Below are 16,520 nucleotides of genomic sequence, written 5' to 3'. Positions count from 1 at the left end.
TTGGTCTTGAACGGATGCTCGGCCTCGTCGCGCCAGCCGGGCAATAGCCGGTCGATGCCGATCGGATCGACGACGGCGCCAGAGAGGATATGCGCGCCGACTTCCGCGCCCTTCTCCAACACGACGACCGACAGTTCCGGATTGACTTGTTTCAACCGGATCGCCGCCGCAAGACCGGCAGGACCGGCGCCGACGATCACAACGTCGAATTCCATGCTCTCGCGTTCGGGCAGCTCAGTCGTCTCGGTCATTTACTCGTCTCCGCTTGGCGGCACGCGGCCGTCATCCCGTCACGGCACTTTCTTGTCAAAACGAGAAAGCCTTGTCGAGCCGGGATACGACAGCCAATCTTCCAATTCGCACAATGATGAGGCCTCGCGAGACAGAATTACATAACGCTTACGTTAACGTCAATTATCAAACGTTGCCGGACTGGTCACATGCCCTTTCCTTTTCCGCCGCTTGCGCCTTATACATCGCTCAAAGCTATCGGAGGATAATCATGGATCTCGGCATCAAGGGCAAAAGGGCACTCGTCCTCGCCTCCTCGCGTGGTCTCGGCCTCGGCATCGCCGTGGCGCTGGCGCGGGAGGGCGCAAAGGTGCTGCTCTGCGGGCGCAGTGGCGAACAGCTGGAGGCCAATTGCCAGGCGATCAATGGCGAAGGCAACGGCCGGGCCGACTGGATCTGGGCCGATCTCGGGGACGAACGCTTCGTCGAGATGGTGACGACGGCGGTGAAGGAGAAGTTCGGCGGGCTCGATATCCTCGTCAACAATACCGGCGGACCGACGCCCGGCACGACCGAGGACATGACGGGCGAAAAGCTCGAAAGCTATTTCCTCTCCATGGTCGCGCGCGTGATCACGCTCACCAATGCGCTGCTGCCCGGCATGAAGGCGCAGGGCTGGGGCCGCATCCTGACGGTTGCCTCATCCGGCGTGATCGAACCAATCGCCAATCTGGCGCTGTCGAATACGCTGCGCCCGGCCCTTGCCGGCTGGAGCAAGACGCTTGCCTCCGAAGTGGCGGGCTTCGGCGTCACCACCAACCTGCTCCTGCCGGGCAGTATCCTGACGGCACGGCTCGACGATCTCGACGGGGCTGCGGCAAAGCGGACCGGCAAGAGCCTCGAGGAGATCCGTACCGACAAGGAAGCGCGCATTCCGGTCGGCCGTTACGGCAGGGTCGAGGAATTTGCCGCAACCGCGGCCTTCCTGTGCAGCCAACCGGCAAGCTACATCACCGGCTCGCTCATCCGCTGCGACGGCGGCGCGGCACGATCCGTCTGAGATTCCCTCTCAGCCAACGCGGGCTGCCGCCGCCCATGTCGCCACACTTCGGATCATCTGTTCGACGTTAGCCGGATAGTCAGCAAGTTCGGCGAGCTCGGACAGACGATGGAAGCCGGTCAGGATCGCAATGCGCCGCCGGTCGAGCCTGCGTCCGGTCAGCATTTCATAGGCCGATACGATGCGTGCGGTCAGGTCGGGCGAGATGAAGTTCGAGTAGATGAACTCCTGGTGCAGCGGGCCAAAGCCGGAATCGGCGAAATCATAGATGCCGTTCAGCCTCTTTTGCGCATGATCGAAGGCCATGTTCCAGCCATGACCGTCGAAGAAGCCGTAGATGTTGCCGTAGGGGTCGGGCGGCAAGGCTTCGAAATCGGAAATAATGGCCTGCGCAAAGTTCCTGATGTCAGGCGGCAGCAGCGGTAAAGCCTTTATTCGCACCGTCTCGGGCGATTGCCATGGCTGGATAGCCCCGGCACCCGCCGACCGTATGCGATCGGCGTCGAGCACATGCAGCTCGGCGTAAAAACGCGCGAGATCTTCCGCGAGGTGCTGACGATCGCCTTCGCCAAGCGCATCGTAATCTTCGGCAATGAGATGTTCGCCGTCGAGCTTGGCATGACTGGAGAAGATCGGCGGCCCGTCGTGAATGCGCATGTCGGGAACCGCCATCGACAGCGACGGCCGAACGATGTCGAGCAAGGCAGCTTCCTTCACAAGCGCTCTTTCCGCACTTGAATAGCGCGGAAACTTGAAGATCAGCGTGTCATCGACGTCGACGGCAAGCGAATCCCAGCCCTTCGCCGCCAGCTTGAAGACGGAGGCCGTGAGTTCAGGAAATATGCTTGTTATGAGAGAGCGAAACTCGCTGGCGTCCAACTCAGTCATGACGACCTGCCTTCTCTAGTTTTTCCGTGTTCTTCCCGCGCAATGGACGGCATACGGGTCGGCATCGTCGCCTTGCGAACCGCCTTCGCCGCCGCCGCCGAACGGCATCGGGTTACACTGGCTCTATATTAGTATAGTTTGAATATTACGGAATATTCATTACAAAATTTTAAGCCGTTATAACCACTTAGTGATCGCGCGCCGGGAATTATGTCTTTTTTGCGCCGCAATATAAGCAGCTCAATCAGAGCATAAATTTTGCAACCTTGCTCAAGACCGGTTCTCGCCCATGAAGAAATTTTGGATCACCGTCAGCGTTATCGCAATTGCCGCCATCGGCGTCTGGCAATTCGGGAATCTGATCCCTTATGCCTCGCGAATTCCCTACCTTTCGCAGGTCATCAAACAGCCGGCCGGCGGCAATGGCGGCGGGCAGCAGGCACAGGCCGATCAGCAGGCCAATCAGGCACAAGACGGTGGCCAACATCAGGGCGGCGGGCGCAGACGCGGCGGCGGCGGCCCGACCGTCGTCAAAACCGTTGCAGCCGTGAAAACGACGCTGCCGATGGATGTGACGGCGACCGGCTGGGCCGATGCCGATGACAATACGACGATTGCCGCACAGGAACAGGGCCTGATCGTCAGCATCGATGCGCAGGATGGGGCGACCGTTAAAGCCGGCGACCTGATCGCCAAGCTGGACGACCGGACGGCGAAGGCGACCGTCGACAAGGACAATGCGATGATCGTGCGCGACGCGGCAACCCTTTCGGAAGCCGAGACCGCATTGACGCGCGCGCAGGACCTCTTCAACCAGAAGGCCGGCACCCAGCAGAGCCTCGACCAGGCGGTCGCCGCCCGCGATACCGCTGCAGCCACTGTTGACGCCGACAAGGCTTCGCTGGCCTCCGATCAGATCTTGCTCGAGCACACTGACATCCGCGCTCCCTTCGACGGCCGGCTCGGCGATATTGTTGTCAGCAAGGGCGCTTTCCTCAGCGCCGGGGCGGCAATCGTCACCATCGCGAAATACGATCCGATCTATGTGAAATTCCACCTGCAGGAGCGCTACCTGCGGGAGCTGAAGAGCGCTCTGGCAGGCGGTCCGGTCGAAGTCAGCACCGCTCCCAATTCCACCAAGGGGCAAGTGCGGAAGGGTGAGATCAGCTTCTACGACAACACGGTCGACACCGCCTCGGGCACGATCCTCGCCAAGGCGAAATTCGAGAATGCCTCCGGTGCGCTCTGGCCCGGCCAGTCGGTCAACATCGTCGTGCATTTCAACAATGACGAACAGCAGGTGGTGGTGCCGACGGTCGCCGTCAGCCCCGGCCCGGAGGGTTTCTTCGCCTTCGTCGCCAAGGACGGCAAATCGCATCTGACGCCCGTCACCATTGCCCGCGCAAATGGCGGCTTCACCGCCATAGAATCAGGTCTTCAGGCAGGCGATCACGTCGTCGTCGAGGGTCAGGGCCAGCTCAGCGACCAGCAGGCGATCAACGAGCAGTTCGACGAAAAGGCGCTTGATGTCGCCTCCGCCGAAGAGCCTCGGCAACAGCAGCCCTCCGAGACAATCGCGGTGGGAGCTCAGCAATGATCCCGAATTTCTGTATCCAGCGCCCCGTCGCGACGACGCTGCTTGCGATCGGCGTCATTCTGGCCGGTCTTGCCGGTTATCAGCTGGTACCCGTCGCAGCGCTACCGCAGGTCGACTTTCCCACCATCAACGTTTCGGCGCAGTTGAGCGGCGCCTCGCCTCAGACGATGGCGACCTCGGTTTCGACGCCGCTGATCAAGCAGTTCGAGACCATTCCCGGGATCACCGAAATCAGCGCCTCCAGTTCGCTCGGCAGCACCAGCATCGTGCTGCAGTTCGACCTCAGTCGTAATATCGATGCGGCCGCAGCCGACGTGCAGGCCGCGATTTCGCATGCCACCCGGCAACTGCCCGACAATCTGACGACGCCGCCCAGTTATCGCAAGACGAACCCGGCCGATGCGCCTGTCATGCTGCTCTCGGTGCAGAGCAACACCATGCCGCGCAGCAAGCTTGACGACATCGCCGAGAACATCATCTCGCCGTCGCTTTCGACGCTTCCCGGCGTTGCCCAGGTCAGCGTCTACGGTGCGCAGACCTATGCCGTGCGCGTCGAGGTCGATCCCAACAAGCTTTTGACCCGCGGCATCGGCATCGACACCGTCAACAAGGCGCTTGCTGCCGCCAACAGCCAGCAGCCTGTGGGAACGCTGCAGAACAATTCGCAGAGCATGACCATCACGGCGAATACGCAGCGCACCAGCGCCGAACAATTCCGTTCGCTCGTCATTGCCAATCCGAACGGCGCGCCGATCCACCTCGGCGATATTGCCGATGTGCAAGACAGTGTTGAGAACCAATATACCGGCAGCTGGTACGACGGCCAGCGCGGCATCATCCTTGCCATCCAGCGCCAGCCGGATGCTAATACGGTCGATGTCGTCGATGCGATCAACGCCAAGCTGCCGCAGCTTCACGCCGAAATCCCGCCCTCCGTCAACACGGTCGTCATGAATGACGCCGCAAAGCCGATTCGCGATGCCATCTCCGACGTGAAGTTCACGCTGCTCCTGACGATCGGCCTCGTCGTTCTCGTCATCTACCTCTTTACCGGCCATGCGACCGCAACGATCATTCCCGGGCTTGCCGTTCCACTGTCGCTGATCTCGACTTTCGGCATGATGTATGTGCTGGGCTACAGTATCGACAACATCTCGCTGCTCGGGCTAACGCTCGCGGTGGGGCTCGTGGTGGATGACGCCATCGTCATGCTCGAGAACATCCTGCGCCATGTCGAGGAAGGCATGCCGGTGCGGGAAGCGGCGATCAAGGGTGCGGGCGAAGTCAGCTACACCATCATTTCCATGTCGGTTTCGTTGATCGCGGTCTTCATCCCGATCCTGCTGATGGGCGGCGTTGTCGGCCGCGTGTTCAACGAATTCGGCATGGTGGTTGCGATTGCGATCATCTCCTCGGCAATCGTCTCGTTGACCGTGACGCCGATGCTCGCCTCGCGTCTGTCCAACCACCAGAGCCGCCCGCCGCTCATCATCCGCATCTTCGATGCCGGCTTCGAACGGACGCTGCGCGGCTATGACAGGGCTGTCGGCTGGTGCCTTCGCCACCGCCCCACGATCCTCGGCGTTTTCCTCGCCTCGGTCGCGCTGACGATCTATTTCTTCATGACGCTGCCGACGAGCTTCTTCCCACAGGAGGATATAGGCCGCCTGACGATCAGCACGCAGGCCCGGCAGGACATTTCCTATTCCGCGATGTCGGCGCTGCAGCAGCAGGCGGCAGCCGCCGTGAAAGCGAACCCGGCGGTCAACCACGTGATGTCGACGATCGGCGGCAATCCCAACAAGCCGCAGAACAACGGCTCTATGTTCGTCGAACTCAAGGACAAGAAGCAGCGTGTGCCGCTTGACCAGACGTTGCGCGAACTGCGCACGGCGATCAACAAGATCCCCGGCTTGCAGGCCTTCGTGACGCCGAACCAGAGCCTGCGCTTCGGCGGCCGCCAGACTGCCAGCCAATATCAGTTGGTCGTGCAGGCACTGAACGCCGACCAGACCAACCTGTGGGCCGGCAAGATCCAGGCGGCGATGCGCAAGGATCGCCTCTTCACGGACGTGACGTCGGACGCGCAGAACAACGCCCTGCAGGCCAATATCGTCATCGATACCGAGCGGGCCTCCGCCTACGGTATCGACAACGACACGCTACGCACGACACTGCAGGAATCCTTCAGCGGATATGCGGCGGCGGAAATCCAGTCGACCGGCGACAGCTACGACGTCATCGTCGAATACGACACCAGCAAACCCTGGGACGACCAGAAGCTGTCGGAGATCCGCGTCGCCTCCTCCAATGGCAGCCTGGTGCCGCTGTCGAACTTCGCGCATGTCGAGCGCACGGTCGGCCCTGTGACAATCAACCAGACGGGCCAGTTGGTCTCGACCACCGTTTCCTTCAACCTGCCGGAAGGCGTCTCGCTCAGCGACGCGACCGCGGCAATCGACCAGATCAAGACGGAAATGAGCATGCCGGCTGACGTCTTCACCTCCTATGGCGGTACAGCGCAGATCTTCGAGCAGTCTCAGGGCAATACGCCATACCTCATCCTGGCGGCGGTGCTGACCATCTATGTCGTGCTCGGCGTGCTCTATGAAAGCTTCATCCATCCGCTCACCATTCTCTCCGGCCTGCCTGCGGCGGCATTCGGTGCGCTGCTGGCGCTTGATATTATGGGCTTCGATCTGTCGATCATCGCCCTGATCGGCCTGCTGATGCTGATCGGCATCGTCAAGAAGAACGCGATCATGATGATCGACGTGGCGGTGGAGACCATGCGCACGACGGGCGAAAAGGCGACGGTGGCGATCCACGAGGCCTGCGTGCGACGATTCCGGCCGATCATGATGACGACCTTCTGCGCCCTGCTCGGCGCCCTGCCGATCGCGCTCGGCACCGGCGCAAGCTCGGAACTGCGCCAGCCGCTCGGCATTGCCGTCGTCGGCGGCCTGATCGTCTCGCAGATGCTGACGCTGTTCATCACCCCGGTCATCTTCGTCGAGATGGACCGCTTCGGCAATTTCCTCGGCCGCCTCATCGGCCACAAGAAGGTCGAGGAGCCGGAGGTGCAGGAGGCAAGGGCAATGGCTGCCGAGTGATGACGGCCCTCTGAGTTCGGCATTGCCGATTGACCCTTGCGGCGCACTTCTTCTTCCAACCGGGAGAAGAAGTGCGCCCGTGATCACATCAACTTCCGCTCCTCTTGAATGTGTCACGCCTCTGTGGCATCACCCGCCCTCCTTGATCCGGGCGTTCGCACGCCCTTGCGGAGCAACGCTCCGTCTCCAATAACAATCGGCATGAAGAGGTGCGGGCATGGCTCAGGCGCTGGGTTTCGACTTCGGCACGACGAATACGGTTCTCGCCATGGCGGATGGCGGGGCGACACGCTCGATGGCGTTCACGAGCACGGAGGGTACGGCAGACAGCATGCGCACGGCGCTTTCCTTCATGAAGGATGCCCAGCTCGGCGCTTCGGCGCTAAAGGTGGAAGCGGGCCATGCGGCGATCCGCCAATTCATCGACAATCCCGGCGAATGTCGCTTCCTGCAGTCGATCAAGACCTTTGCCGCCAGCGCGCTGTTCCAGGGCACGCTGATCTTTGCCAAGCGGCATAATTTCGAAGATTTGATGGAGATCTTCGTGCGGCGCCTGCGCAACTATGCCGGCGACCACTGGCCTTCGGATGTCAGCCGCATCGTCACCGGCCGGCCGGTGCATTTTGCCGGCGCCAGCCCCGATCCGGCGCTGGCGACCGAGCGCTACAATGAAGCGCTGTCGCGCTTCGGCTTTCCCGAAATCCACTATGTCTACGAGCCGGTCGCCGCCGCCTTCTATTTCGCGCAGAACCTGAAGCAGGATGCCACCGTGCTGGTCGCCGATTTCGGCGGCGGCACCACCGACTATTCGCTGATCCGCTTCGAGACCGTCGCCGGCAAGCTGACGGCAACGCCGATCGGCCATTCCGGCGTCGGTGTCGCCGGCGACCATTTCGACTACAGGATGATCGACAACATCGTCGCGCCGCTGATCGGCAAGGGCAGCCATTTCAAAAGCTTCGACAAGATCCTTGAAGTGCCGTCCAACTACTATTCCAGCTTCGGCCGCTGGAACCAGCTGTCGATCTTCAAGACGACGCGCGAATTCGAGGATCTGAAGAAGCTGGTGCGCACCAGCCTGGAACCGGAAAAGCTCGAAATCTTCATCGACCTGATCGATCATGACGAGGGCTACCCGCTCTATCAGGCGGTGTCGGCGACGAAGATGGCGCTCTCGGCCTCCGAGGAAGCGGCTTTCGATTTCGCGCCGCTTGGCCGCAGCGGACATCGCAGCATCAAGCGCAGCGACTTCGAAGGCTGGATCGCCGATGATCTCGCCCGCATCGAAGGTGCGCTCGACGACGTGCTCGACAAGACCGAGACGAAACCATCGGAGATCGACAAGGTGTTCCTGACCGGCGGCACCTCCTTCGTGCCGGCGGTGCGCCGCATCTTTACCGAACGCTTCGAGCGCGACCGGATCGAAAGCGGCGGCGAGCTGCTGTCGATTGCCCATGGCCTGGCGCTGATCGGCGAACGCGACGACATCGCACAATGGACTGTGCAATAGAGCCGGCAAGGGCGGGCAATCGGTCGCCCGCCCTTTCAATGCCACTGTCACTCCGCTAAGCTTGCCCGCATGATCTCCGCCAACGACCTTTCCCCAGCCGAGCTCGCAGCGCTTCTGCATTTCCATGCGGATGCCGGCGTGGAATGGCTCTTGGAGGAAGAGGCGATCGACCGCTTCGCCGAGTTCGAGGCGATGAAGGCCGCCCGCCGCCCGGCGGCGGCACAGGCGCAGCAGCAACGTCCCGCCGCTGGGGAACGCTCTGCCCCAGGCCAGGCACAGCTGCGCCCGAATGCAGCGGCACGCCCAGCGCCTGCCGAACGCGCAGCGTCCGGCCCGCAACCGGCAATCCCGGATGGCGAGGCGGTGCAGCAGGCGCGCTTCGTCGCCGAAACCGCGCGATCGCTCGTCGAGCTCAAGACCGCGATCGAAGCCTTCAACGGCTGCAACCTCAAGCACAGCGCCCGCTCGACCATCTTTGCCAGCGGCGATGCCGAAAGCGGGATCATGGTGATCGGCTCGGCGCCGAGCGCCGAAGACGATCGCGAGGGCATGCCCTTCTCGGGAAAATCCGGCCAGCTGTTCGACAAGATGCTGGCGGCGATCGGGCTGACGCGCTCAGCCATTCTGTTGACGCAGGTCATCCCCTGGCGACCACCTGGCAATCGTGCGCCCTCGGCCGCGGAAATGGACATCTGCCGCCCCTTCATCGAGCGGCAGATCGCGCTTGCCGAACCGAAGGCGATCCTGCTGCTCGGCAATTTTTCGGCGCGTTTCTTCTTCGGCGAAAACGATACGATTCACGGGTTACGTGGCCGTTGGAAGGAGATTGCGGCTGCGGACTGTGTCATTCCTGCCATAGCCAGCCTGCATCCGCAGGATCTGTTAACCGCACCCGTAAACAAGCGGCTGGCCTGGAACGACCTGCTCGCCTTTCAAGCGAAGCTTAAGTCCCTATCTTTGCTTAGAAATTAGCCAAAGTTGAATAATTTGTGAATCAACCTATGCGATTTTCGCATGGCTGCATCCCGCCGTGATGCATTGCGGAATCTATGCTGCATCGCAATATCAGCTGTGTCTTGGGAGGAATCACAGGAACCAAGGCCATGAACAAGCGTTTTCGTCCTATCCATAGCGGGTTTGAAACCCTTCGCCTCGCCGGCGACCAGGTTCGTTCCACTCAAGGCTACAGCCGTTTCGGCTTTGTCACGAACGAACAGATGATTGCCCGCGGCACCGGCATCAACAGCCGTACGGCGCGCCCGAACGCCATTTTTTCGGACTTCCAGCAATATTGAGCAGGGACTCAAAGTGTTGCAGCGTCCTTTGCGCGTCTGAAAAGACGCGCGGCGCTGCAAGCGCTTCGCCTGCCCTTTCGTGTCAAGAGTACCCCAACATGTCGACGATCCTGATATCGCTTCTGCGCAACATCGAAACATTCGAGCATATCCGCGTTGCCGTCTGCGCCGCGCGGGAATATGAGCGCGAGCTTTCGGTCAAGCCAGCCGATGCTGGATCCCGCATTGGCGCAGGCACTGCGGCGATCGTTCTCTAGAACATTTCCGAGTCATGCAAATGTTCTATCTCTTTGTTTTTGCGCATTCCGGACGCAAAACCGCTGCGCACTTTTGCTGGAAGTGCTCTGGTCAGATCGCCATCTCCTCGATCTGGGCCTTTGCCCATTCGAAGGCTTCGTCAACATAGGCGAACTTGACCGCCTGCCAGGCGCAATATTCCTCGACGAAATTCCGCGATATCCAAAGGTGCGTCTTGCGCGGCTCGTCATGCCAGCCGACGCAGCCGCGCTGCGCCGCCTTTGCCAGCACCCGCTGCAGATGGGTGCGCGACATCATGAAATCGGCTGCGAGCGCACGGGTTTCGACCCGGCCGACGGAAAACCTGTCCGGCTCGCTGCTGTCCATATCCATCCGGGCGATGAAATTGTCGACGACGAGGCCGCCAGCTTCCGTCCAGAGGAACAACGCCACCTGCTCCGGCGGCTCGCGCCAGGCGGCATCTTCCAGGCAATGGCGGGCAATGCGCGGCTGAACGAGCCGCATCAAGGATGGATTTGCCTGGAAAAATGCTGCCCTTTGACCGCCGTCGAGCAGGTCGAGCGCACCGAGATTGCCGAGAATCCAGGCAAACATCGCCTGATGGCTGACATCGGCCGGCTCGAAATGACGTGGCCGCCGCCGCTCGTCGCCGGGCGTGTGGGTTATGAAGCGGTAGGTAAAGAGTTCTTCGATGAAGGCGAGCACTGTGTTGCGGCTCGCCACCTTGTGCGCGGTGATGCGCCCGGTCAGCCGCACGGCGGTGAAACCCGATGTCGGGTCGCGCGGGTCATATTCCAGGTTGAGGGCATAGGCAGTCTGGGTCAGAAGCCAGCGCTGATGCGAGGCGAGCAATCGTGCCAATCGTGGGCCGGCATCGAACATGCCGCGCATCTGCCCGGCCAAAAAGCGAATGCTCATCAGGAAGGAAGAGTTCCCCACCAATTGCTCCGCTGTGAATGCCATTATGCTTTTCTCCACCCCCGCTCGCCGGCCAGCGTTCGGAGCAACGACACCGAGAGCTCCTCCGGCATCAGCGGCCATTCAGACATGCACAGCTTGGAATAAATGATACTCTCTCATGTTCAACAATCATATTCCACAGGCCGGCGGTATCCCAAGAATTCACCATTCTTTTCGCTCTTTGAGCGCAAGTTTCAAGCCGCCGCAATCCCCGCGTTAAAACCTTGATAAATATGCGCTTGCAGGCGTCAGGCTTGCGGCGTCGTGGCCTTGCGCGCCTCTCTCTGCTCGATGCCCAGCTGATGCTCGCGATAGATGATGAAGATGCCGGCGGCGACGACGATGACGGTGCCGATCAGCATGGTCACGCTCGGCACGTCGCCGAAGACGAAGTAGGCGACAATGCCGCCGAGCAGGATCGACGTATATTCGAACGGCGCGATGGTGGAAACGTCGGCATGGCGGTAACTTTCCGTCAGCAGGATCTGTGCGACGCCGCCGCAAAAACCGGCGGCGATCAGATAGAGCGCCGTCGGCCATGCCAGGATGAGCCAGCCGAAGGGAAGAGAAGCCAGCGAGAAGACCGAGGCGGTGATCGAGAAATACAGCACGATCGTCGCCGTCTTCTCTTCCTCGACGAGGCGGCGCACCTGGATCATCGCCACGCCGCCGAGAACGGCCGAGAGCAACACGCAGAGCGCGCCGACGGCCTGTTCTGCTTCCATGCCGCCGTCGCGAAACAGCGTGAGTTTCGGCCAGGAAACGATGGCGACTCCGACGATGCCGACCAGGACGGCGCTCCAGCGATAGATGCGTACGGTCTCGCCGAGAAAAACGGCAGCGAAGATGACGGCGACGAGTGGCAACGCATAGCCGAGCGCAATCGCCTCGGGCAGCGGCAGATGCAGCAGGCCGTAGAAACCGAAAGCCATCGACATGATGCCAATCGTGCCGCGCTTCAGGTGACCGACTGGATTGGCCGTGTAGAAGGCGGCGCGCAGCTGCCTGTTATAGGCCAGATAGGCCATAATCGGGAAAAGCGCGAAGAACGACCTGCAGAAGGTGACCTGCCCCGGCGGGATGTCTGAGCCCGCCAGCTTGATGAAGGTCTGCATGGCCAGGAAGACCACGACCGACGAGACTTTCAGCGCAATGCCTCTCATCGGGTTTCTGAGAACCGAGTGCATGATCCTGGCTCTTAATACTGCTCAAGCGGAACGGGGGGACGCGTTCGACTCGGGAACGCAGCGGGTGACGTCTTCCATCGTAGCGAAAGAAAAAACCGATTGGCGAAAAAACCGCAAGCAACGTGAGAGAATCACAGAAACGCCGTCAGCGGCAGGCCCAACCGTGCTGCTTATGCGCCACCGCTCTGAAATTTCTCGTTTTGAGCCATTCACCCCGAAAATGTTCATCTCGCGGGGCTAGCTGTTAACCAATTGAAAACCATAGGCAAGCATCGTTTTTATCGCTGATCTCGAAATTTTCTTCACCACACAAACAATTGCCCGCTCCTTCCAGGATCATATTTGATGAAGCCGCTTAGCGCCGAAACCATTGCCCAGTCGCAGAATGCGACACCGCGCTCCATGCGCGTCGTCACCGACGGCATCAGCACCGACCTCGAGCGCTTCAGCGCCGACAACACCCATATCGTCAAGCAGATCAAGCTCCTGGCGATCAATGCGCTGATCGAAGCAGCCAGAGCCGGCGAGACCGGAAAGGGCTTTGCGGTCGTTGCCAACGAGGTGCAGCGGCTGGCGCAGATCGCGACCGATATCACCGGCAGGTTCGAAAGCAACGTGCTTGGCCGCATCGGCCTTAGCCGCGCCATGGCCGATTCGCTGGTCGAGGAGATGGAGGGCGTTCGCCTCACCGATCTGGCGCAGACGCTGGTGCAGCTCATCGTCCGCAATCTTTTCGAGCGTACGGCCGATGTGCGCTGGTGGGCGACGGATCCGGCGCTCTGGCAGGCGCTGCAGAACCCGGGCCGGGAAACCGTCGCCTTTGCGGCGGAGCGTCTCGGCGCCATCAACCGCTTCTACACCGTCTACCTCGATCTCGTCATGTCCGATCTCTCGGGCAAGGTGATCGCATCCGCCAATCCCAAGTTTCAGCGCAAGATCGTCGGCACGAGCCTTGCCGGCGATCCGTGGTTCCGCGCAGCGTCGGCCTGCTCCTCCGGCGACGCTTATATCGTCGACGACGTCAAATCGAGCCCGCTCCACGACGCCAGGCATGCGCTCGTTTATGCCACAGGCATCCGCGAGGAGGGCAAGCTCGACGGGCGGCTGATCGGCACGCTCGGCGTCTATTTCGACTGGCAGAACCAGGGCCAGGCGATCGTCGAGAAAGAGGCAAACCTGCCGCCGCAGCTGGCAGAAAAAACGACGGTCATGCTGCTCGACGGCAAGAGCCGGGTGATCGCCACCACCAATCCCGCCTTGCTCTTTTCGCATTTCGCGCTCGCCAATCCGTCCGGCCGGGCAAAAGGCAGCTACTACGACAATAACGGCTCGATCGTCGCCTTCGCGCGCACTCTCGGCTATGAGGATTACGACGGGCTCGGCTGGTACGGCGTCGTCGTGCAGCAGACGGAAAACGACGCGACGATCAAGGCTGCGCTCAACCTTAAGTAGCACCCATCGCCCCACAGTGGCGTTCATCCGTTTCCAATAAGATATTTTGCCCGCGAACTTGGTGTTCGCGGGCAATTTGCTTTAAGTTTAGTTCAGACTTTAATGTAATCATCCCCGGCAAAATTTATGGCAGAGTGCGCCCGCCTCTGTATTCCGCGGTTATCAAATAACGGTCTTCAGGAAACACCATGCGAACAGATACCGGCCAGGTCATTCATCTGGCAGATTACCGTCCCACCGACTTCGTGCTGGAACGTGTGGACCTGACCTTCGAACTCGACCCGACGGAGACAAAGGTCGAGGCGCGTCTGATCTTTCATCGTCGCCCGGGCACCGATCCGGCAGCGCCGATCGTTCTCGACGGCGACGAACTGACGCTGTCGGGGCTGCTGTTAGACCAGGTGGAACTGGACCCTTCGCGTTACGACGCAACACCGGAAAGCCTGACGGTGCGCGACCTGCCGGAGAGCGCGCCCTTCGAACTGACGATCACCACCGTCATCAACCCTGAGGCCAACACCAAGCTGATGGGCCTTTACCGCACCGGCGGCATCTACTGCACGCAGTGCGAGGCGGAGGGTTTCCGCCGCATCACCTATTTCCCCGACCGGCCCGACGTGCTTGCGCCGTTCACGGTCAACATCATCGCCGACAAGGACGCCAACCCGCTGCTTTTGTCGAACGGTAACTTCCTCGGCGGCGCCGGCTATGGCCCCGGCAAACATTTCGCCGCCTGGTTCGACCCGCATCCGAAGCCGAGCTATCTCTTTGCGCTCGTCGCCGGCGATCTCGGCGTCGTCGAAGACACGTTCACGACCATGTCCGGCCGTGAGGTGGTGCTGAAGATCTATGTCGAGCACGGCAAGGAGCCGCGCGCAGCCTATGCCATGGACGCGCTGAAACGCTCGATGAAGTGGGACGAAGAGAGGTTCGGCCGCGAATACGATCTCGACATCTTCATGATCGTCGCCGTCTCCGATTTCAACATGGGCGCGATGGAGAACAAGGGCCTCAACGTCTTCAACGACAAATACGTGCTTGCCGATCCCGAGATCGCCACCGATGCCGATTATGCCAATATCGAAACGATCATCGCGCATGAATATTTCCACAACTGGACCGGCAACCGTATCACCTGCCGCGACTGGTTCCAGCTGTGCCTCAAGGAAGGCCTGACGGTCTATCGCGACCACGAATTCTCTTCCGACCAACGCTCGCGCGCCGTCAAGCGCATCGCCGAAGTGCGCCACCTGAAATCGGAGCAGTTCCCGGAGGACGGCGGCCCGCTCGCCCATCCGGTGCGGCCGACGACATATCGTGAGATCAATAATTTCTACACGACGACCGTCTATGAAAAGGGCAGCGAAGTCACGCGGATGATCGCGACGCTGCTCGGCAAGGACGGCTTCAAGAAAGGCATGGACCTCTATTTCGACCGCCATGACGGTGAGGCCGTGACGATCGAGGATTTCGTCAAATGCTTCGAGGATGCAAGCGGGCGCGACCTCACGCAATTTTCGCTCTGGTACCATCAGGCCGGCACGCCGCTCGTCACCGCATCGGGCAGCTATGATGCGGCGGCCGGCAGCTTCACCCTGTCGCTCGAACAGATGATCCCGGCAACGCCCGGCCAGCCGAGCAAGGAGCCGATGCATATTCCGCTCAGCCTCGCGCTGTTTGGCGAAAACGGCGGCAAGATCGAGCCGACCTCGGTCGACGGCGCGGAATATGCCGGCGAGGTGCTGCATCTCACAGGCCGCACGCAGACGGCCGTGTTCCATGGCGTTGGCTCGCGGCCGGTCGTTTCGATCAACCGCAGCTTCTCGGCGCCGATCAACCTGCATTTCGATCAGAGCCCGGCCGATCTTGCCCGTCTCGCCCGCCATGAGACCGATCACTTCGCCCGCTGGCAGGCATTGACCGATCTGGCGCTGCCGAACCTGCTGAAAGCGGCACGCGACGCCCGCGAGGGCAAGCCTGTCATCTGCGAGGCGACCTTCGTCGAGACGCTGATTGCCGCCGCCGCCGACGAGAGCCTCGAGCCCGCCTTCCGCGCCCAGGCGCTGGCTCTGCCGAGCGAATCCGATATCGCCCGTGAACTTGGCGGCAACAACGATCCCGATGCCATCCATGCCGGCCGGCAGGCGGTCCTGAAACAGATCGCCGATGCCGGAAAGGATGTCTTTGCCGGCCTCTACGCAGCGATGACGACATCAGGCGATTTCAACCCGGATGCGAAAAGCGCCGGCCTGCGGGCGCTGCGCAATAGCGCCCTCACCTACCTCTCGCATGCCGAAGAGACGCCGGCCCGCGCCAAGGCCGCCTTCGATGCGGCCAACAATATGACCGATCTCAGTCATGCGCTGACGATCCTCGCGCATCGTTTTCCCGACAGCGCGGAGACGAGCGAGGCGCTCGCCACCTTCCGTGACCGCTTCGCGGAAAATGCGCTCGTCATCGACAAATGGTTCGCGATCCAGGCCGGCATTCCGGGCGTAAAAACCCTGGGACGGGTCCGCGCCCTGATGGACGATCCGCTCTTCAAGCGCACCAATCCGAACCGGATGCGGTCGCTGGTCGGCACCTTCGCCTTTGCCAACCCGACCGGATTCGGCCGCGCCGATGGCGAAGGCTATCGCTTCCTCGCAGATCAGATTCTCGATATCGACAGGCGCAACCCGCAGCTTGCCGCCCGCATCCTCACCTCGATGCGCTCCTGGCGCTCGCTCGAACCCGTGCGTGCCGATCACGCCCGCTCGGCGCTGATCGAGATCGAGCGAGCCGCCGATCTTTCGACCGACGTGCGCGATATCGTCGAGCGCACGCTTAAAGGGTAATTTGCTTCGACCGGCCATCAGGAGAAAATCGGCGGCCGGTCGCCCAGCACCTCGAAAAACCCGAAATTATAAATAGTTAACGGATTTTTACCTTTGCCTCTGGACAAGGCGAATCACCCATGATTCTCTAGG

General features: G+C 61.1%; 13 protein-coding genes. 9 read left to right on the top strand and 4 right to left on the bottom strand.

Annotation, left to right across the window (positions count from 1 at the left end; genetic code table 11):
* Nucleotides 1-251, bottom strand: a 251-nt coding sequence (locus HX898_RS22695) for an FAD-dependent oxidoreductase (RefSeq protein WP_180195795.1), incomplete at its 3' end; no start/stop codon positions are given.
* 251 nt (nt 252-502) lie between these two features.
* On the opposite strand from HX898_RS22695, the gene HX898_RS22690 reads away from it, so the two are divergent.
* On the top strand, nt 503-1,291 hold the full coding sequence (locus tag HX898_RS22690; protein WP_180195794.1) for an SDR family oxidoreductase: 789 nt from the start codon (nt 503-505) through the stop codon (nt 1,289-1,291).
* A 9-nt stretch (nt 1,292-1,300) separates the two neighbouring features.
* On the opposite strand, the gene HX898_RS22685 is transcribed toward HX898_RS22690, so the two are convergent.
* Nucleotides 1,301-2,179 carry an aminoglycoside phosphotransferase family protein gene (locus HX898_RS22685; RefSeq protein ID WP_180195793.1) on the bottom strand — a complete coding sequence of 293 codons (879 nt, stop codon included), beginning with the start codon at nt 2,177-2,179 and terminating at the stop codon, nt 1,301-1,303.
* A gap of 289 nt (nt 2,180-2,468) precedes the next feature.
* Here HX898_RS22685 and HX898_RS22680 point away from each other — a divergent pair, with 289 nt between their 5' ends.
* The 6 genes from HX898_RS22680 (at nt 2,469) to HX898_RS22655 (ending at nt 9,951) form a co-directional block, all read left to right on the top strand.
* Complete coding sequence (locus HX898_RS22680; protein ID WP_180195792.1) at nt 2,469-3,776, top strand: efflux RND transporter periplasmic adaptor subunit; 1,308 nt, start codon at nt 2,469-2,471, stop codon at nt 3,774-3,776.
* A complete protein-coding gene (locus tag HX898_RS22675) occupies nt 3,773-6,889 on the top strand; it encodes an efflux RND transporter permease subunit (RefSeq protein WP_180195791.1) in 3,117 nt (1,038 codons plus the stop codon). Before HX898_RS22680 ends, HX898_RS22675 begins: the two co-directional genes overlap by 4 nt.
* Before the next feature lie 217 nt (nt 6,890-7,106).
* On the top strand, nt 7,107-8,399 hold the full coding sequence (locus HX898_RS22670; protein WP_138328454.1) for an Hsp70 family protein: 1,293 nt from the start codon (nt 7,107-7,109) through the stop codon (nt 8,397-8,399).
* Nucleotides 8,400-8,468: 69 nt separating this feature from the next.
* Nucleotides 8,469-9,371, top strand: a complete 903-nt coding sequence (locus tag HX898_RS22665) for a uracil-DNA glycosylase (RefSeq protein WP_138328455.1) — start codon at nt 8,469-8,471, stop codon at nt 9,369-9,371.
* 131 nt (nt 9,372-9,502) lie between these two features.
* Nucleotides 9,503-9,694: a hypothetical protein gene (locus tag HX898_RS22660; protein WP_138328456.1), complete on the top strand. Its 192-nt coding sequence runs from the start codon at nt 9,503-9,505 to the stop codon at nt 9,692-9,694.
* A 98-nt stretch (nt 9,695-9,792) separates the two neighbouring features.
* Nucleotides 9,793-9,951 carry a hypothetical protein gene (locus HX898_RS22655; RefSeq protein ID WP_164902133.1) on the top strand — a complete coding sequence of 53 codons (159 nt, stop codon included), beginning with the start codon at nt 9,793-9,795 and terminating at the stop codon, nt 9,949-9,951.
* A gap of 91 nt (nt 9,952-10,042) precedes the next feature.
* Here HX898_RS22655 and HX898_RS22650 read toward each other — a convergent pair whose 3' ends face one another.
* Nucleotides 10,043-10,915 carry a hypothetical protein gene (locus HX898_RS22650; RefSeq protein WP_180195790.1) on the bottom strand — a complete coding sequence of 291 codons (873 nt, stop codon included), beginning with the start codon at nt 10,913-10,915 and terminating at the stop codon, nt 10,043-10,045.
* Nucleotides 10,916-11,160: 245 nt separating this feature from the next.
* Nucleotides 11,161-12,099 carry a DMT family transporter gene (locus HX898_RS22645; RefSeq protein ID WP_138328458.1) on the bottom strand — a complete coding sequence of 313 codons (939 nt, stop codon included), beginning with the start codon at nt 12,097-12,099 and terminating at the stop codon, nt 11,161-11,163.
* Nucleotides 12,100-12,444: 345 nt separating this feature from the next.
* On the opposite strand from HX898_RS22645, the gene HX898_RS33460 reads away from it, so the two are divergent.
* Nucleotides 12,445-13,551 carry a methyl-accepting chemotaxis protein gene (locus HX898_RS33460; protein WP_180195789.1) on the top strand — a complete coding sequence of 369 codons (1,107 nt, stop codon included), beginning with the start codon at nt 12,445-12,447 and terminating at the stop codon, nt 13,549-13,551.
* 188 nt (nt 13,552-13,739) lie between these two features.
* Nucleotides 13,740-16,388: an aminopeptidase N gene (pepN, locus tag HX898_RS22635; protein WP_138387697.1), complete on the top strand. Its 2,649-nt coding sequence runs from the start codon at nt 13,740-13,742 to the stop codon at nt 16,386-16,388.
* The last annotated feature ends 132 nt before the right edge of the window (nt 16,389-16,520 follow it).

It is taken from the genome of Rhizobium sp. WYCCWR 11128, assembly GCF_013416305.1.
Taxonomy (GTDB): Bacteria; Pseudomonadota; Alphaproteobacteria; order Rhizobiales; family Rhizobiaceae; genus Rhizobium; species Rhizobium indicum.
The sequence above is the reverse complement of the archived record's forward strand: the minus strand, read 5'-3'. Positions and strand labels throughout refer to the sequence as shown.